16 protein-coding genes and 9 pseudogenes are annotated in these 24,590 nt (G+C 38.9%); 10 read left to right on the top strand and 15 right to left on the bottom strand.

Annotated features, from left to right (window positions below; translation table 11 throughout):
* Positions 1-150 precede the first annotated feature (150 nt).
* Entirely contained in the window at positions 151-852 is a 702-nt protein-coding gene (locus WG932_RS12970; protein WP_483088225.1) for a hypothetical protein, read from the top strand.
* Positions 853-990: 138 nt separating this feature from the next.
* Positions 991-1,290: a hypothetical protein gene (locus tag WG932_RS12965; protein ID WP_483088224.1), complete on the top strand. Its 300-nt coding sequence runs from the start codon at positions 991-993 to the stop codon at positions 1,288-1,290.
* A 1,064-nt stretch (positions 1,291-2,354) separates the two neighbouring features.
* Here the strand turns inward: WG932_RS12965 and WG932_RS12960 are convergent.
* The 5 genes and pseudogenes from WG932_RS12960 to WG932_RS12940 form a co-directional block, all read right to left on the bottom strand.
* Positions 2,355-3,067, bottom strand: a pseudogene (locus tag WG932_RS12960) (RluA family pseudouridine synthase).
* A gap of 69 nt (positions 3,068-3,136) precedes the next feature.
* Positions 3,137-3,808, bottom strand: a complete 672-nt coding sequence (locus WG932_RS12955; RefSeq protein WP_483088637.1) for a sensor histidine kinase — start codon at positions 3,806-3,808, stop codon at positions 3,137-3,139.
* Between the two features lie 146 nt (positions 3,809-3,954).
* A complete protein-coding gene (locus WG932_RS12950) occupies positions 3,955-4,209 on the bottom strand; it encodes a hypothetical protein (protein WP_483088223.1) in 255 nt (84 codons plus the stop codon).
* Positions 4,206-4,891, bottom strand: a pseudogene (locus WG932_RS12945) (response regulator transcription factor). Before WG932_RS12945 ends, WG932_RS12950 begins: the two are co-directional and overlap by 4 nt.
* 156 nt (positions 4,892-5,047) lie before the next feature.
* On the bottom strand, positions 5,048-5,842 hold the full coding sequence (locus WG932_RS12940) for a DUF3108 domain-containing protein (RefSeq protein WP_149392597.1): 795 nt from the start codon (positions 5,840-5,842) through the stop codon (positions 5,048-5,050).
* Between the two features lie 179 nt (positions 5,843-6,021).
* On the opposite strand from WG932_RS12940, the pseudogene recA reads away from it, so the two are divergent.
* Positions 6,022-7,068: pseudogene (gene recA / locus WG932_RS12935) on the top strand (recombinase RecA).
* A gap of 39 nt (positions 7,069-7,107) precedes the next feature.
* On the opposite strand, the pseudogene WG932_RS12930 reads toward recA, so the two are convergent.
* Positions 7,108-8,350, bottom strand: a pseudogene (locus WG932_RS12930) (ABC transporter permease).
* Between the two features lie 115 nt (positions 8,351-8,465).
* Here WG932_RS12930 and queA point away from each other — a divergent pair.
* Positions 8,466-9,514, top strand: a pseudogene (gene queA / locus WG932_RS12925) (tRNA preQ1(34) S-adenosylmethionine ribosyltransferase-isomerase QueA).
* Positions 9,515-9,687: 173 nt separating this feature from the next.
* Here the strand turns inward: queA and WG932_RS12920 are convergent.
* Positions 9,688-11,702 (bottom strand): annotated as a pseudogene (locus WG932_RS12920) (monovalent cation:proton antiporter family protein).
* Between the two features lie 111 nt (positions 11,703-11,813).
* A pseudogene (locus tag WG932_RS12915) lies at positions 11,814-12,292 on the bottom strand (Mpo1 family 2-hydroxy fatty acid dioxygenase).
* Positions 12,293-12,674: 382 nt separating this feature from the next.
* On the opposite strand from WG932_RS12915, the gene nhaC reads away from it, so the two are divergent.
* Positions 12,675-14,135, top strand: coding sequence for a Na+/H+ antiporter NhaC (gene nhaC / locus WG932_RS12910; protein ID WP_483088222.1), 1,461 nt, complete (start codon positions 12,675-12,677; stop codon positions 14,133-14,135).
* Positions 14,132-14,733 (top strand): annotated as a pseudogene (locus WG932_RS12905) (3'-5' exonuclease). The gene nhaC and the pseudogene WG932_RS12905 overlap by 4 nt, the downstream one beginning before the upstream one ends.
* Here the strand turns inward: WG932_RS12905 and WG932_RS12900 are convergent.
* Entirely contained in the window at positions 14,726-15,322 is a 597-nt protein-coding gene (locus tag WG932_RS12900) for an IMPACT family protein (protein ID WP_014018565.1), read from the bottom strand. The pseudogene WG932_RS12905 and the gene WG932_RS12900 sit on opposite strands and share 8 nt — an antisense overlap.
* A 64-nt stretch (positions 15,323-15,386) precedes the next feature.
* On the opposite strand from WG932_RS12900, the gene WG932_RS12895 reads away from it, so the two are divergent.
* On the top strand, positions 15,387-15,650 hold the full coding sequence (locus tag WG932_RS12895; protein ID WP_483088221.1) for a glycosyltransferase family 2 protein: 264 nt from the start codon (positions 15,387-15,389) through the stop codon (positions 15,648-15,650).
* 81 nt (positions 15,651-15,731) lie between these two features.
* Positions 15,732-16,379: a hypothetical protein gene (locus WG932_RS12890; RefSeq protein WP_483088220.1), complete on the top strand. Its 648-nt coding sequence runs from the start codon at positions 15,732-15,734 to the stop codon at positions 16,377-16,379.
* A gap of 9 nt (positions 16,380-16,388) precedes the next feature.
* On the opposite strand, the gene WG932_RS12885 is transcribed toward WG932_RS12890, so the two are convergent.
* The 6 genes and pseudogenes from WG932_RS12885 to WG932_RS12860 all read right to left on the bottom strand — a co-directional run bounded on the left by WG932_RS12885 (position 16,389) and on the right by WG932_RS12860 (position 23,459).
* Positions 16,389-17,432 (bottom strand): M16 family metallopeptidase, encoded by a 1,044-nt coding sequence (locus WG932_RS12885; RefSeq protein ID WP_483088219.1) that lies wholly within the window; start codon positions 17,430-17,432, stop codon positions 16,389-16,391.
* 228 nt (positions 17,433-17,660) lie between these two features.
* Entirely contained in the window at positions 17,661-18,875 is a 1,215-nt protein-coding gene (gene porV / locus WG932_RS12880) for a type IX secretion system outer membrane channel protein PorV (RefSeq protein WP_014018562.1), read from the bottom strand.
* Complete coding sequence (gene porU / locus WG932_RS12875) at positions 18,872-20,710, bottom strand: type IX secretion system sortase PorU (protein WP_483088636.1); 1,839 nt, start codon at positions 20,708-20,710, stop codon at positions 18,872-18,874. Before porU ends, porV begins: the two co-directional genes overlap by 4 nt.
* Positions 20,653-21,518 (bottom strand): annotated as a pseudogene (locus WG932_RS12870) (C25 family cysteine peptidase). The gene porU and the pseudogene WG932_RS12870 overlap by 58 nt, the downstream one beginning before the upstream one ends.
* A gap of 586 nt (positions 21,519-22,104) precedes the next feature.
* The gene (gene pssA, locus WG932_RS12865) at positions 22,105-22,809 is read right to left on the bottom strand and encodes a CDP-diacylglycerol--serine O-phosphatidyltransferase (RefSeq protein WP_014018560.1); all 705 of its coding nucleotides are present in this window, start codon (positions 22,807-22,809) and stop codon (positions 22,105-22,107) included.
* Positions 22,806-23,459: an MBL fold metallo-hydrolase gene (locus WG932_RS12860; protein ID WP_149392591.1), complete on the bottom strand. Its 654-nt coding sequence runs from the start codon at positions 23,457-23,459 to the stop codon at positions 22,806-22,808. Before WG932_RS12860 ends, pssA begins: the two co-directional genes overlap by 4 nt.
* Before the next feature lie 11 nt (positions 23,460-23,470).
* On the opposite strand from WG932_RS12860, the gene WG932_RS12855 reads away from it, so the two are divergent.
* A complete protein-coding gene (locus tag WG932_RS12855; RefSeq protein WP_483088218.1) occupies positions 23,471-24,331 on the top strand; it encodes an NAD(P)/FAD-dependent oxidoreductase in 861 nt (286 codons plus the stop codon).
* A gap of 11 nt (positions 24,332-24,342) precedes the next feature.
* Positions 24,343-24,570, top strand: coding sequence for a hypothetical protein (locus WG932_RS12850; RefSeq protein ID WP_483088217.1), 228 nt, complete (start codon positions 24,343-24,345; stop codon positions 24,568-24,570).
* The last annotated feature ends 20 nt before the right edge of the window (positions 24,571-24,590 follow it).

The raw sequence follows: 24,590 nt of genomic DNA, 5'->3' as shown, positions 1-24,590 counted from the left end.
AAAAGGAAGGTCTTTGTGGTTAAAACACCTTGTTAATAGGTTAAATATAAATTTCATTAAGAATTGTTGTGTTAATTGAAATTTGAGATAATTTTAAATGCCATTCGTTGAATTTATCATCGAATGGCATTATAGTTAATTGAGATGATTATGAAAGTACAAATTATTATTATTTTTCTATTGTTTTGCTGTTGCCAAAATAGTCAAAAAAAAGATTCAATTGATCTGGTAGTTATAAAGGAGATTGAGATTAAACCTGAGAAAAATTTATTCCCTAACCCGGCTTATGTCCGTTTGGTAGAATCAGATTCAGGTCAACACCTTTTTTACATTAATCCTAATTCAATGCGTTTACAATTTATGAATATGGAAGATGGAAAAGTGGCCAATGAGATCATTTTGGAAGACGATGGGCCGAATAGTATGAGCAGAAGTTCAGGTATAGCCGGTTTAGAAAAAGATAAAGTTTGGGCAACTTTTGAGCCTCATGCCATAGGTTACATCAATTATAAAGGGGAAAAACTGTTTGAAAAGTCCATTACCTCAGGTAAAGTAGATATTACTTATTTGGGTTCGGATTTTGATAAAGAATTGCATCGATATGGGGATAAGGTTTTTGGCATGCAGCCGTATTTTATGAATCATCATGGGATGAATAAAGAAGACATTCAAAAACATTCTCTGGTCTATAGTTATGATATGGTTTCAGATCAGTCCAAATGGTATGATGTGTATTATGCTAAGGATTATTGGGACAAAGGAAAAAAAGAGCCTATTTTTCATGGGCAAGAAGAAAGGACAAGCTTTATATATCACCATGGTATGATCATGAAATCCAGGTGTTTGATATGAGTAAGGAAAAGGTAATTGAAAAGATAGATGTTAAGTCAGATCATATCAATAGCTTTTATTTTTTAAATGAGATTCCGGGATCCCGTGAAGAGGGGAGGGTTAATACATTAATTCATGACCTTTATGGAATAATTCTTTATGACAAGTACAGGGATTGTTTTTATCGTTTTTTATCCGGGATATATGGATGAAAGAGAGTATTCTTTAGAGAAACTAAGTATGCTAAACCGCTCGAGGCCTTTTATAGGCGTGATGGTTTTGGACAAGGATTTGAATATTTTAGGTGAACATGTTTTTGATAAATTTCAAGTACATACTTCTTCTAATGTATTTGTAGGAGAAGAAGGCTTATACCTCTCGCTTAACAATGAAAACAGTCCAGATTATGATGAGGACCATTTAAGATATATGGTGGTGCAATTTGAGGTGGAGGAATGAGAAGAAGTAGCGTTTATAATTAAAATACCTTTGATTTTATTCGTCTATAATTGTGGAGCAGGCATTGCAAATGCCTCAAATTCTTTTAAAATGGATAATTGGGAATAGTTCAAAACAACTCCCGGATCCCTGTTCAACCCCATCCGGGGTTGCGGTATTTCAGGTAGATTTCTGACCCGTGGGTTTTCACCCACGGTTATTATTATTCAGGCCCTCCAGGCCTGGGATGCTGAGTATAATAAGTTCAGAATTAACTTAATTATGTAATATTCGGTGAGGGGATTGGCAATATTGGCTGAGGCGTGTCCGGTGGTTGTGATATATTCGGTGGCTACGGTGACTGAGTTGTCTCCGGTGGCTGAGCCTGTCGAAGCCGTCGAAGCCATCGAAGTCGTTGAATCCGCCGGGTTTAAAATTGCCCAGCTTTTCTAGAAATCACCAACCCTGACGAAGTAATATCTACCGACGAATATGCTTTCAGGGTGTAAAGTTATGTAATGAAGCAGTTCACGGAAAAGTGCCCTATTTTCCAGCCCTGCAGGGGCGAAATATCTCAGCCAAGGGTGTCCCCTTGGTGTGAAAATTATAGCGCCATCCTGATTTTGGCGGTATTGTTGCTCATTTCTGCAACAATGCTGACAAAATCACAACGTCTATTTCTTATCAAAAACGCCCACTATGTCATTGGGTTAAAATGTGAAACCAAATCCCGGCACTGAAAGGTGGAGCCGGCATTGCAAATGCCTCAAATTCTTTTAAATTGGATAATTGGGAGTAGTTCTAAACTACTCCCAGCGGAGTAATCACCAACCCTGACGAAGTAATATCTACCGACGAATATGCTTTCAGGGTGTAAAGTTATGTAATGAAAAAGCAGTTCAGGAAAAAGTTACTTGCACAATGATTTTTTTAAGCCACGTAATAACCTGTTCGAAACCTAAAACCCCGGCAGGGGAGATATTTTTGTAGCCAGTGGCCTCAGCCACTGGTTTAGTAAATTATCCGTTGATATGATTTTGGCGGTATTGTTGCTCTTTTCTGCAACAATGCTGACAAAATCACAACTATTTACTGGTTTTTTCCAATTGCTTGACCATTACTGCGAAATCTTTGGGGTAAGGTGCTTCTGCACTTATTTTTCTCCGGAAAGGTCTGTAAAGGAAATGGCAAAAGCATGGAGCGCCACCCGTTGCATAATGGGGCGCTCTTCGGTACCTTTTTTTAAATTAAATTTCCTTTTGATACTTGATAAATAGAGCGGTTGGCCACCGTAAAGCTCGTCCCCACAAATGGGCGCAGCAAGGTAAGCCAGGTGAATTCGAATTTGATGCAGACGGCCGGTAATTGGCTTACAGGCAATAAGGGTATGGGCAAAGTAACTTTTTACAGTTTTAAAAATGGTTTGTGCCGGCTTGCCACTAGGTACGATTCTGGCAATGCCGTTTTTGCTGGCCGAAAGATTTCTATCTACCATTATGCCATCAAAATCATGAATCCCTTCAGCCACAGCGTGGTAGACCTTTTCTACTTTTCTGTCCTCAAACTGCATGGCAATATTTCGGTAAGCATCAGGGTTTTTGGCAAATACCAGGCAACCCGATGTTTCCTTGTCCAATCGGTGACAAACCTGAATGTCCGGAAATTCCAGTCTGGCCAATGCCAGCATATTTTGTGCCTCATGCCTATCATCCAGCGTGGGGAAATATGGCGGTTTATTGACTATTAAATAATCATTGGTTTCTTTAACTACCAATGATTTAAAATCGATCTTTTTCATACCCTTGTGTTTCGATACAAAGTTCTGAAATTAGCCAATAAAAAAAAGCCTAATTGAAAACACTTGGTTTTATTTTTTTGAATGTCCTTCCTCAACGGCCATTTTTTTGGCCGCATGAGGTAGCTCAAAACTAAAGACAGAACCCTTGCCGGGGGTAGAACTAACGCCAATTTTGGATTGATGTCCTTCCAGGATATGTTTGACAATGGCCAAACCCAGTCCGGTGCCGCCCTTTTCTCTGGAACGACTCTTCTCTACCCTATAAAAACGCTCAAAAATCCGCTTAAGGTCATCCGGGTGGATGCCTATGCCCTGGTCTTTGACTTTCACCGTAAAATGGTTTTTGTGGTCATTGATTTGAATGGTTACAGTGCCACTGTCTTTATTGTATTTGATGGCATTGGAGACTAGGTTTTGTAAAACCCTGAAAATTTTGTCCTTGTCAGCGTATGTTTGGTAACTCGTTGCTTTGTCATATTTGAAAATTATATGGATGTCCCTTTTAAGGGCTTTCCCTTCCAATTGTTCTACGACTTCCTGAATGGATTCTTTCAGGTCAAAATTGCTGGGATGAAAGCGAATAAACCCACTTTCAATTTGATTGATGGTAATCAAATCCTGCACCAGGTCTTCAAGGTTGTTAAGGCTTTTGGCGGCTCGTTTTAAAAACTTATCCCTAACGGTATGGTCTTCTATCGCACCGTCCATTAGGGTGTGGATATAACCTTGGGCCGCAAAAATAGGCGTTTTCAGTTCATGGGAAATGTCGGCAAAAAATTCCCGCCTAAAGGTTTCATTCTTTTGTAAGGTTTCAATTTCCCTGTTTTTGGCCGCCGCATAATCATGAATATTGGCTTGGATACTCTTTAACGGTGGGAGTGAAGCTTTTATCTTATTGCTGGCTTTGAAAGTGGTGTCTTTTTTTGAATTTTCTCCAATACGCTGTAGATATTGCCGATTTCTCTAAAAATCAGGTATTCAAGGCTAAGGTGGATCAATAGGTAGGCAATGGAAAAGGTAAGGGTGCCGGCAGCCAGCAGTATTATGGAATTGGAGGCCTCCAAAAGGGATAAAAAGGCCACCAATAGTAAGGCTATAGAAATGGCAAGCCCAAATGCAATGCCTTTTGAAGTGCTGATCATGTATTGAATTTATAACCTACGCCTTTCACAGTAAAGATATAATCCTCACCTATTTTTTCTCTAATCTTACGAATATGAACATCCACTGTTCTGGCCAAGACAAACACATCTGTGCCCCAAATGTTTTTTAGCAGTTCGTCTCTGTTAAACACCGTATTGGGGTTTTTTGCCAAAAAGTGCAACAGTTCAAATTCTTTCTTTGGCAACACAATTAACTCACCGTCCTTTAATAGGGTGAAACTTGTGCGATCAATGATCAAGTCCTTGATGGAAATTTTTGAGGTGTCTGCTTCTTTTTTAATTTCTCTTCGAAAAAGTGCAGCGATCCGGCTTACCAATGCCCTAGGCTTGATGGGCTTAAGGATGTAGTCATCTGCTCCGACATCAAAGGCTGCCACCTCCGAATATTCTTCTGATCGGGCAGTGAGGAATATGATAAAGGTATTCTTGAGATCGGGGTTTTCTCTCAATTGACGGCAGGTTTCCACCCCATCTTGATTGGGCATCATGATGTCCAATAGGATGACATCAGGCTTGAATGTAGCGGCTTTTTTACTGCTGTGATACCGTCACTTGCTGAGTTGACCTCATAACCTTCTTTTTCCAAATTGTAGGTTAAGATTTCAATGATATCCTCTTCGTCATCTACTACCAATACCCTTTGTTTCTGATTGTTGCCCATCTTATGATTTCCTGAAAAACAATTTATTTTGAATGAAGCTACAAAGATAAGGATTATAAAAAAACAATTAAGTCTTTGTAGGCTGAACTGATTAATTGAATGGGAATCATTAAAAAAGCGATGGTTTAGATTAAATTAATTTTAACCCATTGTTAATTAATTGTTGCTTAACCCTTCGGCAGAGACGATCTCCATATTTATGGAACCGACAAACATGCTGGCCTTAATTTTAACCGGAATTCGGTTTTCATCTGCGGTAATCCATATTTTAATTGGTTTTTTACCTCTAAAGAGTTTGTTGCTGGGCATCTCAGGGCTGAAAATATAGGTGTCAAAATCACCAATGTCAGTGGATATGTCGTCCATGCCCTCGTATGTTAATTTTAAGTTATAATTTTTCTCGTCAAAAAAACCTTTGATTTCAATTTTATCACCTTTTGTTAACCCGGAGAAATCCATTGTTCGCAATAGATAATAACCGCTGACAATGTCCTGAACATTTGGGGGGATGGCATGGGATTTCCTCTCTTTAATGAACTCATTCTCCCTATCATACAATTTGGTATAGGCCATTTGGTCTTTATGGTCGAAGTCAATTACCTCATGTTTTCGATAATTCCCTTCTTCAATATGTCGGTAAGAGCGGTAAGGAATAATTTTGGCAGTATCTATATAGCTTCCCCAATTGTCTTTTACATAAAAAAGCTTAAAAATGCTTAGGGTTTTTCCGTAGACATCTACCTTATAGGTTGGCTTTCCATTGATATAGTGGATGTTATTGTCGATCACCATTTTGGCCTCAGCAGCATTAAAAAGGAAATAACTCACATTAAAAGTAAGCGTTTCTCCTTTGGTAAATGCCTTGTTAACAATGTCTTGGCTTTGTGCATTTACAGCAGTTTGAAAAAGCAATAACAGCGCTATTGCAAGTGATTGGAGGTACACGATCATGCTTTTTTAAAAGTTTTACTTCAAAGTTCATACCATTGTGAATTTCAGGGAATGATGTTTCATTCTTCAAATGTACTACATTGTCTTGCGCTAACAATGGTTATTCAATAGTTGTTAATGACCTGCCTAATGTTTACTTTCACATTAGGAATGAACAACAGTGAATATCTGAAGAGACTATGAGTGGAAATACTGAAAAATTAAAAGCCTTACAGCTTACGCTGGATAAGTTGGAAAAACCTACGGTAAAGGGACCGTAATGAAATTGAGTGATAATGTGGTACTAGATGTGCCTGCTATTTCTACAGGATCATTGGGTTTGGACATGGCCCTTGGTATTGGGGGAGTACCAAGAGGAAGAGTGATAGAGATATATGGTCCGGAATCTTCCGGGAAAACAACACTTTCTATGCATTGTATCGCTGAGGCGCAAAAGCAGGTGGCTTAGCGGCATTTATAGATGCAGAGCATGCTTTTGATAAAGCCTACGCCGAAAAATTGGGAATAGACATTGAAAACCTGCTCATCTCTCAGCCGGACAGTGGTGAACAAGCCTTGGAAATTGCTGAGCACCTTATCAGGTCAGGAGCCATTGATATTATTGTGATTGACTCCGTCGCTGCCTTGGTGCCTAAGGGTGAACTTGAGGGGGAAATGGGAGATTCTAAAATGGGCCTACAAGCCAGGTTGATGTCCCAGGCCCTTAGAAAGCTTACAGGTGCCATCAATAAAACAGGTTGTGCTTGTATCTTTATCAACCAGTTGAGAGAGAAGATTGGGGTGATGTTTGGTAATCCTGAAACCACCACTGGTGGAAATGCCCTAAAGTTTTATGCTTCTGTTCGCTTGGATATCCGTAGAATAGGTCAAATTAAAGATGGACCTGATAATATTCTAGGCAATAGAACCAAAGTAAAAGTAGTGAAAAACAAAGTTTCCCTCCATTTAAGGTGGTGGAGTTTGACATTATGTACGGGGAAGGAATCTCCAAAGTAGGAGAGGTAATTGACCTTGGTGTTGAGTTTGAAATTGTTAAAAAAGCAGGGTCTTGGTTTTCTTACGAGGGAAATAAGCTAGGTCAAGGTAGGGATGCTGTTAAAAATCTCCTATTGGACAATCCTGAATTGATGGAAGAAATTGAGTTGAAGGTGTTGGAAAAAGCCGGTGTTGTGAAGGCTGATAAGGAAAAGGCAAAAGCCGGTAAAAAAGGCAAGTCTGCAGAGTAAAGTTCTTTGATGAAAAGCAATTGGTTCTGGTGGAGGTTGTCACATTCTGATAGCCACTACCGGATCCATTTTTGATGCCAGTGAAGCAGGTATGATACCCGAAACAATACCAATGGCAGATGATAATACAAGCCCCAAGATAATGTTTTTTAAGGAGAGTATGATTTCTAAATTGCCAAGAGAAACAAAGGTGGCAGCATACACCACAATTAGTCCGGATAATCCTCCAATTAGGCTTAAAGCAGTCGCTTCAAATAGGAATTGCAGGAGGATAAAATAGTTTTTTGCACCTAGAGATTTCTGAATACCGATTATACCGGTCCTTTCTTTTACTGATACAAACATGATATTGGCAATTCCAAATCCTCCAATTAGGATTGAGAATCCTCCAATTACCCCTCCTGCGATAGAGATCACAGCAAAGATGGAGCCTACTGCATCTTGAATAAATTCTGATTTATTCAAGGCAAAATTGTTTTCAGCGGTCGGTTTTAAACCTCTTTTTGCTCTGAGAAGTCCTGCCATTTCATTTTCCAGCATGACCAACCCGGGGTCATCATCTCTTCCTTTGGCTGCTATGATTGGCTCTATACCGTTTTTACCCACATAAAATAGTTTGGTAAATGCTCCATAGGGTACCAATAGCGCTTCATCCTTAGAGGGGTGTCAAAAAGACCTTCTCCTTCTTCCACAAACAACCCTACCACTGTAAACTTTAATCCTTTTATTTTAAAGGTTTTGCCCAAAGGTTCCTGTCCCGGAAATAAGGCTTCTCCGATCTTTACACCAATTATGGCCACATTCCTCGCAGCCTTAATCTCCATCTCGGTAAAAAACCTTCCTTTATCAATAGGTATGTCGTAAACCTCTTTATGGTTGAAAACAACACCGTCTAGATTGGCCATTTCATAGGCATTGCTATTGGCCTTTACAGTAGTCCTTGTGTTGGCAGAGATGGTGACAGCTTGGGCGCTTTTCAGACGTTCTTCTAAAAATGAAAATTCAGCGTAGGTTCCGGGGGCCTCCTGAAATACCTCCACCAGGGATAATTTCGCCCATTTTCGGCAAATGGAAACCGGTCTACCCGAACCACATTACTCCCTAGGAAAGTCAGGCTGTCTTTGATGTTTTTTTCCAATGAATCTACTAATGTAAAAACAGCAATAATGGCGAAAATACCCACTGTTACACCCAATAACGAAAGTATGGTTCTCGTCAAATTAGACTTTAGTGCATCCATCGCAAAGCGAAAACTCTCCCAAATTAGTCTGAATACGATCAAATTTCAATATTTTTTAAAACAATTTGACAATATAAATAGAATCTGGCTAAATTCTTATTAACTTTGCATTTTTTACGATAATTACGTTTAATAGGTATTTCCTAAATATATACATATGAAGTTATCAGATTTCAAGTTTGAAATTCCAAAAAACTTATTGCCCTTCATCCACCGGAAAACCGAGATGAATCCAGATTAATGGTTATTCACAAGGATACCGGAAAGATAGAACATAAAGTTTTCAAAGATGTCATCGATTATTTTGATACAGGAGATGTATTTGTAACCAACAATACAAAGGTATTTCCTGCAAGACTGTATGGAAACAAAGAAAAAACCGGGGCCAAGATAGAGGTTTTTTTATTAAGAGAACTCAATCAGGAGCTTAGGTTGTGGGATGTTTTAGTGGACCCTGCCAGAAAGATTAGGGTGGGGAACAAGCTTTATTTTGGTGATAGTGATTTGGTTGCTGAAGTAATTGACAACACTACTTCCAGAGGCCGAACCATTCGGTTTTTATTTGACGGTACAGATGAGGAGTTTTACAAGACCATAGATACTCTTGGTGAAACGCCTATATTGAAAGATTTCATCGAAAGAGATGTGGTAGATGCTGACAGAGAGCGGTATCAAACCATCTTTGCTCAACATGTAGGCGCTGTTGCCGCCCCAACGGCAGGTTTGCATTTTACTCCACATTTGATGAAGCGACTGGAAATTAAAGGTGTAGAAGTTAGTCCTATTACTTTGCATATTGGGCTAGGGACTTTCAGGCAAGTTGATGTGGAAGATCTTACCAAGCATAAAATGGATTCGGAGAATTATGACATTCCACAAGGAACTGTTGATTTGGTCAATACCGCCCTTGATGAAAAGAAAAGAGTGGTGTCTGTGGGAACAACCTCTCTTAAAACGATTGAATCTTCCGTTACTGCCAATGGTAGATTAAAAGCAAGTAGTGGGTGGACAGATAAGTTTATCATTCCTCCTTACGAATTTAAAATTGCCAATGCCCTAATCACCAACTTTCATTTGCCTGAATCAACATTGTTGATGACAGCTTCTGCCTTTGGTGGGTATGATTTGATCATGAAGGCTTACCAAGAAGGAATCAAAGAGGGTTATAAATTCTTTAGTTATGGTGATGCCATGCTAATCATTTAGTGCTACCCATTTATAAATTATAGAAAAGAGCCTTTTCAATTTAACTTGGAAAGGCTCTTTTTTTAAGGCTCCAGTAAACGAAGGGAAAATTTCCCGGAATGAGTTGGGATTAAATCAGTTGTAGTACTCAAACTATAGGTTTAAGAAAGCAGGAAGTCTCCGCCTATTCTGAGCTAGCCTATTCCCACTTCTTCCACAAAGCTTTCCAATGCCTCGGGTTTACCTACCACATACACAATGTCTCCCAACTTAATTTTGGTATGACCGGTTATGTCAGTAAGGGTTTTTCCTTCGCGTTTGATGGCTACCAAATTGAGGCCTGATTTTTCTCTTAAATTGCTGTCCTTAATTGATTTGCCGATAAACTGGCCATAGTCTTTTTCAATTTTTATTCCTGAGAAATTGATTTCAGGGATGTCAAGGCTAGGAACAGAACTGTCATTGGAAGGCGTTCGGAAAACTTCGTAATTGTGAAACCTTACATCATCGGTGAAATCATCAATTTCACCCTTAGGAACAAGGTATTTATTTAATACCCTAGTGAAAATTTCAATGGAAGTTTCAAATTCTTCAGGAATAACTTCATCGGCTCCCATATTGAGCATCGATTCGATTTCATTGACATACCTTGTTCTAACGATAATAAAAACATTTTGGGAGGCTTCCCTGATGTTCATAATTATCCCGGTAGTGGCAGGTTGGTTGGAGATGGCAATTACAGCTACCCTGGCTTTGTGGATTTGAACATGCTCAAGTACCACAGCATTGCCTGCATCACCATAGATAATAGGTTCACCCTTTGCTGCTTCCACTTTAACCGTTTCAGGGTTCATTTCTATGATAACATAATTGATTTTAGCCCTTTTAGCAGCCCTAGCCAAGTTTCTTCCATTCAGTCCATAACCAATAATTACCAAGTGGTCATTCAGCAATTCTTTTTCAAGTTCAATTTCCGGGACCTGTACGCGTTCTTCTAACCTATCTTTGATCTTTTTCGGCATTGGGGTATTGAGCACCCTATAGGCAAGCTTTTCCCTTTGTTTCAGAACAAAAGGGGTTATAATCATGGTAAGGATAGAGATGGCAAGAAAAAATTGATAAGTAGTATTGTCCAATAACTCGTATTTTAACCCCTCTTTGGCCAGTAAAAGAGAAAATTCACCAACTTGGAAGATAGAAAAACCCACTATAAAAGATTCTTTAAAACTACTTCCCAATGATTTTACAGCCAGAGAAGCTACTATAAACTTCACTACAAAAGTAAGCGCTACCAAAGCCAAGATAAGTAACAAGTGTTCGGTCAAAAAGCTTATGTCAAAAAGCATCCCCACAGAAACGAAAAAGAAGCTCAAGAATATTTCTCTAAATGGAAGTATCTTACCCGTAGCGTGGTGGCTGTATTCTGATTCACTGATAATAAGTCCTGCCAAAAAAGCTCCCAAGCCTAGAGAAAGTCCCAGTAATGAAGTGGCATAGGCTACGGCAAAACAGGTTACAATAATGCTTAATAGGAAAAGCTCTTCATTTTTGGTTTTTGCAATACGGTATAGCAATTGGGGAATTAGGTATTTTGCACTGAGTATGGTGAGCAAAATTACCAAGCCTCCCTTTAAAGCCATATAAAAAAGCGAGAGGAGGACATTGTCGGACTCTCCTGCCAGCATGGGAGTGAAAAGAACCAAAGGCACAATGATGATGTCCTGAAAGATCAGAATAGCCAGAGTAGTTCGTCCGGAGATTGTGTTCACTTGTCCGGATTCTTGTAATAATTTCAAGACGATGGCTGTACTACTTAAGGCAAACAAAAAGCCGAAAAATACTGAAATATTCCAGCTAAAGCCAAAAAGGTAGCTAATCAAGGCTGTGGCGCCAATAGTAAGGCTTACCTGTAAACTGCCTCCTATAAATACGGCTTTTTTGATGGCCATCAAGCTTTTCAGAGAAAACTCAAGCCCAATAACAAACAGTAGCAATATGACCCTATTTCTGATAATACTTCCACTGCGGTGGAGGCATATACCAGTGATAAACCATAGGGGCCCGCGATGGCGCCGGTAAGCAAGTACCCTATAATGGTGGGGAGCTTGAGTCGCATAAATACCAAGATTACCAAAGTGGCCAATCCAAAGATGACTACAATGTCTGACAGTAATGGTAATTCAGCAACAGCTAATATAAATGAGTTCATAAATAATTCGAATGGTAAGCAAATAGGTTTGAAAGGTAATAATATAATAAGAATACTAAGCTATTGACAAGCCTTCAATTCAAAACTTCCTCGTTGGGTAATGAGCAAATATTAATAGCCTATACCTAAGCGTTTATATATGAAATGCATCAACCAAGCCGGGCCAATCAGGAGAAATTGGACATCCTTAAAGAAAGATGGTTTTTTCCTTCAATTTTATGGCCGTAAAATTGAAGAATCCATGCTACTATAAAGAGGATTATGGAAAAAAGCCACAAGGGTATAGGTAAAAATAATGACAATAAATTGGCCGCTGCCAAGCAGACTGCAGAGAATAAAAACATTCCTAAAGCCAGGGGGACAGATAATGTAATGTAATAATACAACACAAGAAGCAATGCTATGGTAGCCCAATTAGTGAAATTACTCAGGAGGAAATCCATAGAATTCAATGGCCCGGGAGGGATGCTGTAAATCAAACCTACAATACTGAAAAAAATTGCAGGGACGCAAAACCAATGTATGGTTTTATTGGTAGGGTTTTGGTGACTAATGCCATATTCTTCTAAAAGACCATCTATTTTTCTCATACGAATGTGTCTGATGGATAAAGCTGCTATAAGTTAAAAAAATGGAAACATTCATACTATTTGGTCCATTGAAAATTTCTTATTTGATAGTCTGTCTCTCAGATTTTTTAAAGTGTGAACCGTTCAGCAGGCAAAAGCGCATAATTTTTCCTAACTTTAAATTAGATTAAGGTCTATTGCGGAGGGGTTTTAAAGTAAACAATAAGAAGATAGTGTGGTTTTTATAAAATGTAATATACTTTACGCTAACTTGATAGGCTGACTAACAGAGGTAAATAAGATAAAATTTCGAAAAATTGTTTCGAAGGATTTTATAAAGCATTTAATTTTTATGAGGATTATACGGGACATTCATGGGTGATATTTCAAAAGACCTACCATTATGGAGGCATTATTCCCTATAATTTTCTTGATTGTTCTTTTAGCAATCAATATCAAAGTGTTTGGGACAGATGGCTTGTCAGGATCTAATCAACTGGTGCTTATTTTCGCTAGTGGAGTGGCAGGTTTAATTGCGGTTTTTAGGCTAAAGGTGAAATGGGCAGCAATTGAAAAAGGTATAATCAATAGTATTTCTTCTGCCATGTCTTCTATTTTAATCCTATTGTTGATTGGTGCTTTGGCCGGCACCTGGATGTTGAGTGGGATTGTTCCGGCAATGATTTATTATGGGCTAAAAGTTTTAAACCCTACGGTGTTCTTATTGGCTGCATGTGTGGTTTGTGGAATAGTTTCCATTGCAACGGGCAGTAGCTGGACAACGGTAGCAACCGTCGGCGTAGCATTATTAGGCATAGGGAAAGCATTGGGTTTCAGTGAGGGGCTGATTGGAGGAGCCATTATCTCCGGGGCTTATTTTGGTGATAAAATGTCTCCACTATCAGATACCACTAATCTTGCCCCTGCCATGGCAGGGACGGACTTGTTTACGCATATCAAGCACATGACGAAAACCACTGTACCTTCCATCACCATTACCTTGATAATATTTGGAGTGATAGGGCTTTTGAACAAGCCTGAAGGCGTAGTAGGTCAAGTGGAGGATATTTCCCAAGTAATATCCAATACCTTCACTATCAACGGATGGTTGTTTTTGGTCCCGGCAGTTGTGATTTTTCTAATTATTAAGAAAGCTCCTGCCATCCCGGTGTTATTGACCGGATCAATATTAGGAGGGGTATTTGCAGTTCTTTTTCAGCAGGATATTATTCATGAGTTGGCTATGATTTCTGATGTAGAAGGAGGGATAAGCTTTAAATCATTTGTAATTGTTTTTCGCTCTCTGTATGGTGAAACCATGATTGTTACCTCAAATGAAATTGTAAATGAGCTATTGGTTACAGGAGGAATGTCCGGTATGTTGTATACAGTCTGGTTAATTATTTGTGCCATGACCTTTGGTGGGATTTTGGAGGTTTCCGGAATGCTAAGTGTTATTGCCGAAGCAGTCATTAGTAAAGTAAACTCAGTGGGATCCCTAATTGCATCTACTGTTGGTACAGGTTTGTTTTTTAATATTACTACCTCCGATCAATACTTGGCGATTTTAGTACCGGGAAGGATGTATGCAGATATCTACCGAAAACGGGGATTGAAAGGGGAAAACTTAAGTAGAACACTGGAAGATAGTGCTACGGTTACTTCTGTCTTGATCCCTTGGAATACTTGTGGAGCAACCCAGGCATCTGTCTTGGGTGTGGCCACTTTGACTTATGCACCCTATTGTTTTTTCAATATAATTAGCCCATTTATGACCCTGCTATTTGGCTATTTTAATTGGGGAATCAACTACTATTCTGAAAAAGAAATGAAATCAATTAACAAAGAAGAAAGCTTGGCATGATACCATTGAAGATAAGCAAAGAAGAAGTAAACGCATTGGATTTAGGTGCTTTTACGGGTAATATCATTCTTGTTGAAGATGAAAAAGTCTTCAAGAAATGGAAAAGGATTTATTGTCAAGTAAAATAATTGGTTTTGATACTGAGACCAGACCTGCCTTCAAAAAAGGAGTGAGTTATGATGTAGCTTTACTCCAACTCTCTACTACTGATAATGCCTATTTGATAAGGATTAATAACTTTGGCTTTCCTTCTAGCGCCAAAGCCATTTTGGAAAACCCCAATATAGTGAAGGTAGGTGCTGCTGTAAGGGATGACTTGAAAGCGTTAAAAAAGATTTCTCCCCACTTCAAACCTGATGCCTTCTTTGATTTAAATGAAGAGTTGAAACGAGTAGGGTTCTTGAATGTAGGCGTACGCAATCTTAGCGCAATGGTACTGGGTATAAGAATATCTAAATCAGAACAGGTGTCCAACTGGGAAGCCCCGGTTTTAACTTCCAAACAAATGCTTTATGCAGCCACTGATGCTTGGGCTTGCCTAGAGATTTTCCTTAAACTTTACAAAGAAGGATATTTGGATGAAATATTTTCTACTTGACTTGGCTGGAGGTAGGGACTTCAGATAGGACCCCAATTACCTCTTCTGCTTGACTTTCCCTGCATGCCACCTTTATTCTGCAACTGTTATCAAATGCTTGGGAAATGATTTTCAAATTGTACCTTTTGACAGTTCTCATTATCTCATCCATAGAAAGATAGCCAAAAGAAAATTCAAGAGGTACCATAACCGTTTTCTCTACTATTTCCGCAGACAAGATTGCATCAGCAGCAGCTGTTTTATATGCTCTGATTAGGCCTCCAACGCCTAATTTGGTGCCACCAAAATACCTGACAACAACAATTAAAATTTGGGTTAATTCATTTGATCTGATCTGACCCAATATGGGGTCTCCTGCACTGTGGTTGGGTTCTCCATCGTCATTAGAGCGAAAGTTTTTCATGTCTTTTCCCAAGATATAGGCATAGCAATGGTGCCGAGCATCATGGTATTGCTTCTTTAATTGATGGACCAAATCTTGTATTTCTTCTTCGTTTTCTACAGGGTAGGCAAAAGATAGAAATTTGCTGCCTTTTTCTTTATAAATACCCTGTGAAGGCCTTTCAATACTTCGATAAGTATCCTCCATTATTATTTGTTTAGATTAATTTTCTCAATTTTCATTTGCTAATTTAGGCATTTGAATTAATCTGATGAAGAAATCAAGCCTTAGTGCCGGAATGCAAACAAAAGAAAAGTCCCTTGTTACGGTGATTTGCACTTGTTATAATCAGGCGGAATATGTTGTGCAAGCTTTGGAAAGCCTTGTAAGCCAGACCTACAGGCCTATAGAGCTATTGATTGTTGACAATGGGAGCAAAGATCATTCTAAATCGAAAATAATATCGTGGGTAAAAGAGAATTGCAATGAAATTCCGATTAAGACATTCTTTTACGAAAAAAATGAATTACTGTAAGGCTTTTAATCAAGCTTTTGCTAATTCTGAAGGAGAATACATAGTGGATTTGGCAGCGGATGATTTTTTGAACCGAAGCATTTGGAGTTTGCCATCTCCCATTTGAATCAAAGCGATGCCAAGGTTTATTTTTGTAATTCCTTGGAGCACTTTCCAAATGGTGAAACCCAAACTTTTTACCCTACAGATGCCTTTGGAAAGGCAAGTAAAAAGGTTGCTTCAGGTGATGTCTTTGCTGAGTTGATTCGAAGGTATGCCATCAGTTCACCCACTTTGGTTATGGATGCTGGGGCTTTTAGGGAAATTGGCTGCTATGATGAAAACCTAAATTACGAAGATTTTGATATTTTGGTAAGGATGTCTTCGAAGTATTCTTTTGTATATGGAGATCATATCACAGTAAATAAACGAATATTACAAGAATCACTTTCTCAGCAGCAGTATAGATCCAAGAAGTCTCAATTATTGCCTTCCACCTACCTAGTGTGTGAAAAATTAGCTACAATGGTAACAACCAAAACAGAAAAAAAGGCCCTTCAGCAAAGGTTGATTCATGAAATTAAACATGCGACGGCATCTGCTAATTTTGATGTGGCTCAAAAGATGTTGACCTTATACCGAAAATTATTTCCTTTTGGGCTAAGCTACATGTTTTTTTACCTTTGGACCAAGGCCAAGATAGATGTATCGGCCATGTATGAGAAATGGAGACTTAAACATTTTAAGTAAAGGGCCAAATTATCCCGCTCCAACTATAACCTCAAGCATTTCTTTTTCATTGAAGTACCTTTTGGCCATTGTCATAATATCGCTGCCGTCAAAGTTTTTGATATAATCAAGGTGGCGGGTGTAATAATCAAAATTAAGACCTTGGAAATGTACATGCTGGAAATGACTCATCTGATCGAAAGGACTGCTGAAATTGGCCAAAATACTTCCTGCCAGGTAATTTTTTATGATTTCTAGTTCACCAGCCGAAACAGGCTCCATTTTTAGCCTTTCAATTTCCTTATAAACCTCTTGAATAACCACTTCGCCATAGCCTCCTTTTACATCGGCCACTGTCATCCAGTATTCATTTCCATTTAATTCGCCCAGAAAGCTATTGATGCCATAAGTGTAACCTTTCTCTTCTCGAATGTTTTTGATCAGTCTACTGCCAAAATAACCACCTAACAGGGTGTTGAGTACAGACAACGCTGGGTAGTCTGGATGAGACTTGGGAATCATCCATTTGGCAATCCTTATGCTGGATTGTACGGCTTCAGGTTTTTTTTCAAGAAGCTTAGAGGGTTGAACGACTCCAGTTGGTAATAAGTGAGGTGTTTTAGGAGAAAGGGGTAAATCACTAAAGAGTAATTCTATTTGATTCAGTTCCTTTTCAGAAAGCTGTCCTGTAAGAAATATTTGGGGAGATAATAAAAAATCTTTTTCGTAATACGCTATTAGGTCATTTTGTTGGATCGCATCAACATCTTCCTCGGTTACTTGGTAGCCAAATGGATGGTCTTTTTCAAAAAGACTTTTTCGAATCAACTGGTTAGCACGTGCAGAGGTTTGTTCATTTTTTATGCTGATGCTTAACTTTTTCTGAGACTTCCTCTTTTTTAGTTCTTTTTCCGGAAATACGGCCTCTGTAAACAAGGACCTGAATACAGGCAATACTTCCAAAAGGTGCTTTTTTGTCGTCAATAAACTCAATCCTTGCCTTTCATATCCCGAAATTATATCAACCTCAGAAGCATGAAAATCAAAAAAATCATCTAGTTTTTCTGAGTTCATGGTTTTGGTACCTTCCAATAACATATAAAGCATAAAAAACGGCTGCAATGCTTTGCTGTTTTTATCTTTACTATTGTTTATTGGAAAGACAACCTCAATCTTTATTGCATCTATATTGGGGAAAGGAATGTAATATATTGGTGTACCATTTGGCTACCCTTTTTTCGGGGGGATTCAAATGGATTTTTTCAGGAATGCTGTACGGAGGTGCAAGACTTCGGTCTATACTCATTTTTGAACGTTGTATTGCAAGCTAAATCTTAGGGTTTCGGCCAATGGATGGTTTTGAACTTGTGGCACTAAATAAGAAAAGTCAAAGCCCAAACGATTGTATTTGAAGCCAACTCCCATGGTGAAGTATCTTCTTCCTCCTTTGCTGGCATTTTCATAAAAATACCCCAATCTAAGAGCAAATTTGTCATCATAAGAATACTCAGTACCAAAGGAAATCATTAGCTCTTGCAGCTCTTCACTAAAACCATCCGGTGCATCCACAAATGAACCAAACATACCGCTTATCAAGGGTCTTGTCGGGTCTTTCCCTGCCTCAATTTGAGGATTACCGGTATTAGGGTCTATGACCAATTGTCCATTCTCATCTTCCATGTAAACAGGTGGACTTGGTACCATTAGTTTGTTTAGGTCAAGGGCAAAAGTAATTTTATTTAACTCATCCATTGGGATGGTAAGTGCTGAACCGATTCTGAAATTCGTGGGCAGGTAATCAAGGTCGTCTGCACTGTTATAGGTGATTTTAGGTCCAATATTGGAAAGGTTTATTCCCCAAGAAAGAACACCTTCCTTATCGGAGATTAAAATTTCTGAAGTATGGTAAAGCCCTACATCTGTTCCCACTGATACTCCGGGTCGGCTTTCATTGCCACCTGACGCGCTTATATTTCCGGATAAATTGGAGTGAATAAACCGAGCACTGATTCCTAAAGATAAGTTATCTGAAAGTTTTCTTGAATAAGTACCGCCAATAGCGATGTCTCTGGGGCTAAAATCCCCCAAAGAATTTCCTTGACCGTCTGTTAAAGCAATGTCACCCATGTTGAAGTACCTGAGATCTATACCGAAAGCTGATACATCATCAATTTTTTTGTATCCGGTGAGGTAGTTGAGAGACATATCCGGTACTAATCTGCCAAGCCAAGGAGAATAAGAAAGGGAAAACCCCATGTCATCCTCTATAAATGCCAACTTTCCCGCATTCCAATGTGCGGAATTGGCATCAGGAGAAGTAGCTACGCCAACGTCTCCCATCGCTGAATGTCTACTGTCAGGTGCAAAGTTTAAAAATGGGACTGCCGTAATGATCACCCTCCTGTTGGGATCTTGGCTAGAGAGAACTACGGAGTTTTGTGCTTTGGTTTCGACATGAAAGAAGCCGAAGGCCAACAAAAAAGTAAAAATGGGGAGACTGTTTTTAATTGCTTTCATTGAATAATGATTTTACCTGCTAATATATCTGAAGTTGCGTCCTCCTCAGAATATAAATTTAAATTGTAAAGATAAGTTCCTTTTATTAGATTTTTTGAATTACGGTTTAAAAATATCCATTGACTGTCTATTATTGACCGTTCAACTTTTGGAAAACGTCCTTTATAAGAAAATATTTCAGTCCCTTGTAAAGAAAATATACTGACTTCTAAACTAAGGGTCTCGCCTAAACGATTATGGGTGACCACAAAATTAACTTGGTCGCTTGCAGGGTTGGGATAAACCAATAGGTTTTCGATTTTTAGATGCTTACTGCCCAGAACCTCAACCTTTTCTCGGAGTTGAGTGCTATTGCCCAACTGATCTATGGCTGTAATGAGCAATTCGTTAACACCTTCGTTTAAGTCGAAAGCCCAGGTTTTTACCCTGCCCTTTGTGTAAGTTCCATTTATTGCTTGATATTGATCAATTAGTGTAATCGGCTCCCCATTATTTATTTGAAGCGTCATGCCAGCTGCATCAATTATATTAATACCTGAATCATCTGAAATTTGGATCCAAATAGGGGTGTTGCGAGAGGAAATTCTAGCCTTACTGAATAGACTATCTGCCACCCATAAGGCTATCTCAGGGCCGTTTTCCTCAGGTAGATGGCCAATAGGTTTTATTTGGTAAGGGATTTCAGTGCTTCCAAAAGCTTCCCTATTGAGGTTCTCGTCTTCAGCAAACACGTTGATGCGGAAATCACTGTTGGAAAAATTCTCTAAAGTTGGGAGCAAAACTTCTCCGAAAAATTGGCCTTGAACAACTTCTCCCGTTCCCCGGAATAAGGACTGGTTATAAGCTAAATAAGTGGTTTTCGGACTTTCATCACCTAAAGTTTCTATTTCTTCCCCAGGTCCATTAATGGTTATTTCATAGGTTCCATTAAATTGACTTACAAGGGAACCTGTCAATGGATCCTCGATAGTGCCACTGTATTTAAGCCTATTTAAACCGCTAAGCTCCTCAGTCATTAGTTGGGTGTCTACCTCTATCCATTCTTTAGTACCTGCATTGTACAAAGGAATGTCCAGTTTTAGGGATGGGTCACCAAGTAAGGAGAAATTGCGGTTCAATGGACCATTTAGGCTGTTGTTTTTGGTTTCTTTGAATATTTCTCCTAAAGAAATGGTCTCATTTCTGTCAAAGGCTGCCGCAAGAAATGCTTTGTTTAATTCGTAATTTATACTGCTAAATACAGGTCTTCCGGTTGTAAGCATTGCAATCACTCCCTTTTGTTCAGCCAACAAAAGCTCTTCTGCCCCGGAACGAATATAGGGACTATCATGTCTTCCAAACTCACAGGTTGCAGTGACCATAACAGGGAATTTGTTGGTCAAGGGCCAATCTTCAATATCGCTTACACTAAATAGCCCTTCGGCTGTTAAATTAAGCTCGTTTCCATGACCAATATAATTTAAGAGTAAAATACCATCCTTAATTTCCTCAGCAAAGGTCTCTCTGGCTGCAATTGATGTTTGCAGACTGTTTGCTTCTTCTTGCTGAAAATTGTCTAGGTAAAGCTTTCTAAGTTCAAATGCGGGCGCCTGCTCATGAAGGAAAGCGGTATGTTTTTCTGAATCGTTCAAGTGGATATTATTGTCACCGTCATCTGCCACAAAAAGGAGTTTCTTTTTCCAATGGCCCCGGTTGCCACTTTGGTAATTGATGATTTTATCTACGGCTATTTTTGCTTCTCTGCTGTTGATAGCGGGAATCCTGCCTATTCCAATTTTTAGTGTATGGTCTCCTTCCTGTGTTTCAAGCCAATCCCCTCTCCAATATCTAAAAATCCAAAATAATCATCCGAACCGTAAGTTGTCAGTGGATTTAAACTTACTCGCGAGCTGTAAGTCGGGACGAGATTCGGTCTGCCACCAAGTTTGTGCTTGTAGTCAAAACTTCCTTTTCCAAAAATAAGACGTTTTTTAATCGCTTGTCACTGAGCCAATAATCAGCAAGGAAATTTCTTATGCCGGAAATGTCAGGGTTACCATAGCTGAAACTGTCAAAGATATCAGTGGTTAATACAAGTTCAGTAGGTATGCCAGTGGCATTTTTGAAATCCGTAAGCCTTTTTGCTTGGTTGTATAGCAAGTTGTTGGTTATAATAATCAACTCAGGCTCTCCTGAAAGGAGTTCTGAACGTGACTTTACTTTTTCCGGCTCCTCTATTTGTGGAGAGTTATTTAAGTCAAAAACAGCAATTTTCTTGGCTGTGCTGGCTTTTGGTTGGCTTATGTCTATTTCTTTAACCTCATAAAAGTTTCCAACATCCCATATTCCAGATAAGGCCGTTCCGATTTGATAGGGCGAACTGTCAAGGTTATAATAAACTCCGGCAGTTAACTGTGAGGAGGAAAACGGATATGCCAATAAGATGTTTTTAAGATAACCGGCTCCATTGATATCTGTTGAGGAATAGGTAAGCACTATTTCTTGAATGGTATTTCCTTCAGTTGCTGGAAAGCTTGCTTCAAAGCTTGTTTCCCTTCCTTTTATAGCATACCGGCTATTAGGAATGGAGGGGATATCTGCCGAACCAATCACCTGATTGTTGGTTGCAAAGGTGATGGTACTTTCGGTTAAGGATTGGGCCATAGTTTGCGCCCACATAAGTACATCCCCTTCTGATTTAGTGGGTGGGTGAGGTATTTCAATGATATGACTGCCACCATTGAAGGTGCGATAACCAAACCAATCTCTACCTGAACTGAGCAGATTGTCCTCCTCAGCTTTATGGCTTACCATTTGATAAAGCATCTTGGGAGTGCCACTACTTACATCGATCTCTTCTGTATCATCGATTGGTGAGATAATATTTGTGCCTGCACTACCTGTTTGAAGCAGGTAATAAAGCGTGTCAGTATAAGCGTGGCCTTTTAGTAGAGCTTTACCATTCTCAGTTAACACTTGGTCAGCACCCTCCAAAAAGAAATACAGTTTATTGTCAATAATTTTTTGAGGCACTTCTTTATAAGAAAAAATACTGCTGTCAATTTTCTGGTCGAGCATTCCGGGATGTCCTAAAATTCGGATTTCAGTTATGCTTCCCAACTCCCAATTCGTTGCTTGCTCTTGGCTCAAATGGTAAACCCCTTCTTCAAAAACAGGGAACTTATACATTTGTTGTGCTTGTAGAGGAGAATAGCCGGCAATTAATCCGGCCAAAAAAAGGAAAACATACCTAATTTTTTTTCTCATGACTGTCCACCAAATTATTGACCAAAGACAGACAAATATAAGAAAGAACCGCAATTGGAATTCCGGCCAGTCCAAATAGTACCAGGCTTATCCCTGAAATAACTAGTACAAGGTAGCGCCATTGGTTGTCTTTCCATTTAAAGTGTTTGAATTTAAGTGCCAGTAAAGGAAGCTCCGCGGTAAGTAAAAAGGAAAAAATAAGTGTCAAAGCCGTAAGAACCCATGGATTCTCCAACCCATTTTCTATCCAACCCACAGAAGTTCCCAGTAGGGGTAAGGTTGAGAAAAACAATGCATTGGCCGGGGTGGGAACCCCAATAAAGCTGTCAGACTGCCTGTCATCTAAATTAAATTTAGCCAACCTTAAAGCAGATTGTATACCAATCAGAAAAGCGACATATGGCAACCAATCATAAGGGCTTATTGGCTCTAAAAGCAAGAATAGAATAAAGGAAGGTAAAACTCCGAAGGTGACCAAATCAGCCAAGCTATCGAGTTCTTTACCTATAGGGCTTTGAACTTTCAGTAATCTAGCAGCGAAGCCATCGAAAAAATCAAAGATGGCTGCTGCTATGATAAAATAAAAACCGTAAAAAGGGCCATTGACCATCACATAATGAATACCTATCATTCCCGATAGTAAATTCAAACTGGTTATGGCGTTCGGTATGTGCTTTTTTATGGTCAATTTCTTGCGTTTTTTCCCACAAAGGGATTGTTTAACTTTTCAAAACCTATAGTAGTGGTAGGGCCATGTCCGGGATGAATGACCACCTCATCAGGCAAAGAGAAAAGTTTTTCTTTAATTGAATGAATTAAGGTTTCATGGTCTCCTCCGGGTAAATCTGTTCTGCCAATACTTCCTTGAAATAATGTATCACCTGCAATACAATTTTTGGATGCTTCATGGTACAAAACCAAGTGCCCAGGTGAATGACCGGGTACCCAAATTGGCTTCAATTCTGTTTTTCCAAATTTAACGATTTCACCCTCTTGAAGAAAATGATCTACCGTGCTTTCTTGGTATTGCGCAAAGCCATAATTGGGCGCATAAGTGCCAACAGCCAACAAGATAGGCTCCTCTTTTTCATGAAACCACAGGGGAATATTGTACGTTTTTTTAATAAAAGCATTGCCCAAAACATGATCAATATGGCAATGGGTGTTGATGATTTTTACCGGTTTTAACTGTTCTTCGGTAATAAAATCATATAATATTCCTTTTTCCTGTTTTTCATAGCAGCCAGGATCGATGATTAGTGCCTCTTTAGTTTCGTCATATAAGATGTAAGTATTTTCAGAGAAAGGGTTGAAGGTAAAGGATTTAATTTGCAGCATTTTAAAATGATTTGAATTCCTGCATCAAAATAACAAAGAATGATTTAATTTTAGGCATGGAAGTGGATTTTTTACTAATAGGTCAAGGATTGGCAGGTACAGTTTTGTCCTATAAACTTATTCAAAAAGGACTGAAAGTACATTTAATAGATGATGGAGATCCTAAAAGTAGTTCAAAAATAGCGGCTGGACTTTTCAATCCTGTAACCGGAAGAAATTTGGTTAAAACTTGGAAGGCAGATGCACTATTTAAGGAGATACAACCGTTTTACAGAGATATGGAGACCCTTCTTGGACAGGAATTTGTCCATCCGATAGGCATTTACCGTCCATTTATTTCATTTGAAGAGCAAAATGAATGGTTGGCTAAGAGTGCGGATCCACAATATGATGCTTTTATTGATAAAGTCTATTCAAAGTCTCGTAATCAAGGTGTTAATGATCCTTTCGGAGGGTTATTGCTAAAATCTACAGGGTATATCGATACTCGCAAATTAGTGAATAGTTATGGGACTTGGCTTAAAGACCGAGGGCTGATTACCAATATTTCTTTGGAGGAAAAAGATTTGATTTTCAACAGGGATGGAAGTTGGGAGTACAAAGGGATCAAGGCGAAGAAAATTATTTTTGCCAACGGAATCCAAGCAGGAAAAAACTCTTTTTTTAACTGGATACCATTTATACCTGTGAAAGGGGAAATCCTCACTGTTCAACAAGATTTTACATCTTCTGAAATCGTAAATAGGGGAGTGTTTAGAATTGACTTAGGTAAAGGTGTGGGCAAAGTTGGGTCTACCTATCATAATGCAGCGGTCGACCTAAGTCCAACTGAAAAGGGAAAAAAGAAATTCTTGATAAGTTACATCAGTTAATTGATAGAGAGGTGAATGAAATTCTTGACCATCAGGTGGGGGTTAGACCGGGAATAAGAGATAGAAAACCTGTCCTTGGAAAACATCCGAGCAAGGAAAGCGTTTATATATTCGGTGGATTTGGTGCTAAGGGGGTATCTTTAGTTCCATATTTAAGTAATCAGATGTGTAATCTCCTAATTTTTGGAGAGGAACCTGAGAAAGAAGTGAACATAAATAGATTTTTTAAGTATATTTAAAACATTGGCTAAAAATTCTA

Source organism: Cyclobacterium sp. SOCE241, from assembly GCF_056867545.1.
This window is presented reverse-complemented; position numbering and strand designations above follow the sequence as displayed.

What these genes read in the sequence shown, in the direction of transcription:
- WG932_RS12970 (WP_483088225.1), top strand. Translation starts at nt 151, where the DNA reads ATGAAAGTACAAATTATTATTATTTTTCTATTGTTTTGCTGTTGCCAA.
- WG932_RS12965 (WP_483088224.1), top strand. Translation starts at nt 991, where the DNA reads ATGACAAGTACAGGGATTGTTTTTATCGTTTTTTATCCGGGATATATG.
- WG932_RS12950 (WP_483088223.1), bottom strand. Translation starts at nt 4,209, where the DNA reads ATGATCAGCACTTCAAAAGGCATTGCATTTGGGCTTGCCATTTCTATA.
- WG932_RS12940 (WP_149392597.1), bottom strand. Translation starts at nt 5,842, where the DNA reads ATGATCGTGTACCTCCAATCACTTGCAATAGCGCTGTTATTGCTTTTT.
- nhaC (WP_483088222.1), top strand. Translation starts at nt 12,675, where the DNA reads ATGGAGGCATTATTCCCTATAATTTTCTTGATTGTTCTTTTAGCAATC.
- WG932_RS12900 (WP_014018565.1), bottom strand. Translation starts at nt 15,322, where the DNA reads ATGGAGGATACTTATCGAAGTATTGAAAGGCCTTCACAGGGTATTTAT.
- WG932_RS12895 (WP_483088221.1), top strand. Translation starts at nt 15,387, where the DNA reads ATGAAGAAATCAAGCCTTAGTGCCGGAATGCAAACAAAAGAAAAGTCC.
- WG932_RS12885 (WP_483088219.1), bottom strand. Translation starts at nt 17,432, where the DNA reads ATGAACTCAGAAAAACTAGATGATTTTTTTGATTTTCATGCTTCTGAG.
- porV (WP_014018562.1), bottom strand. Translation starts at nt 18,875, where the DNA reads ATGAAAGCAATTAAAAACAGTCTCCCCATTTTTACTTTTTTGTTGGCC.
- WG932_RS12860 (WP_149392591.1), bottom strand. Translation starts at nt 23,459, where the DNA reads ATGCTGCAAATTAAATCCTTTACCTTCAACCCTTTCTCTGAAAATACT.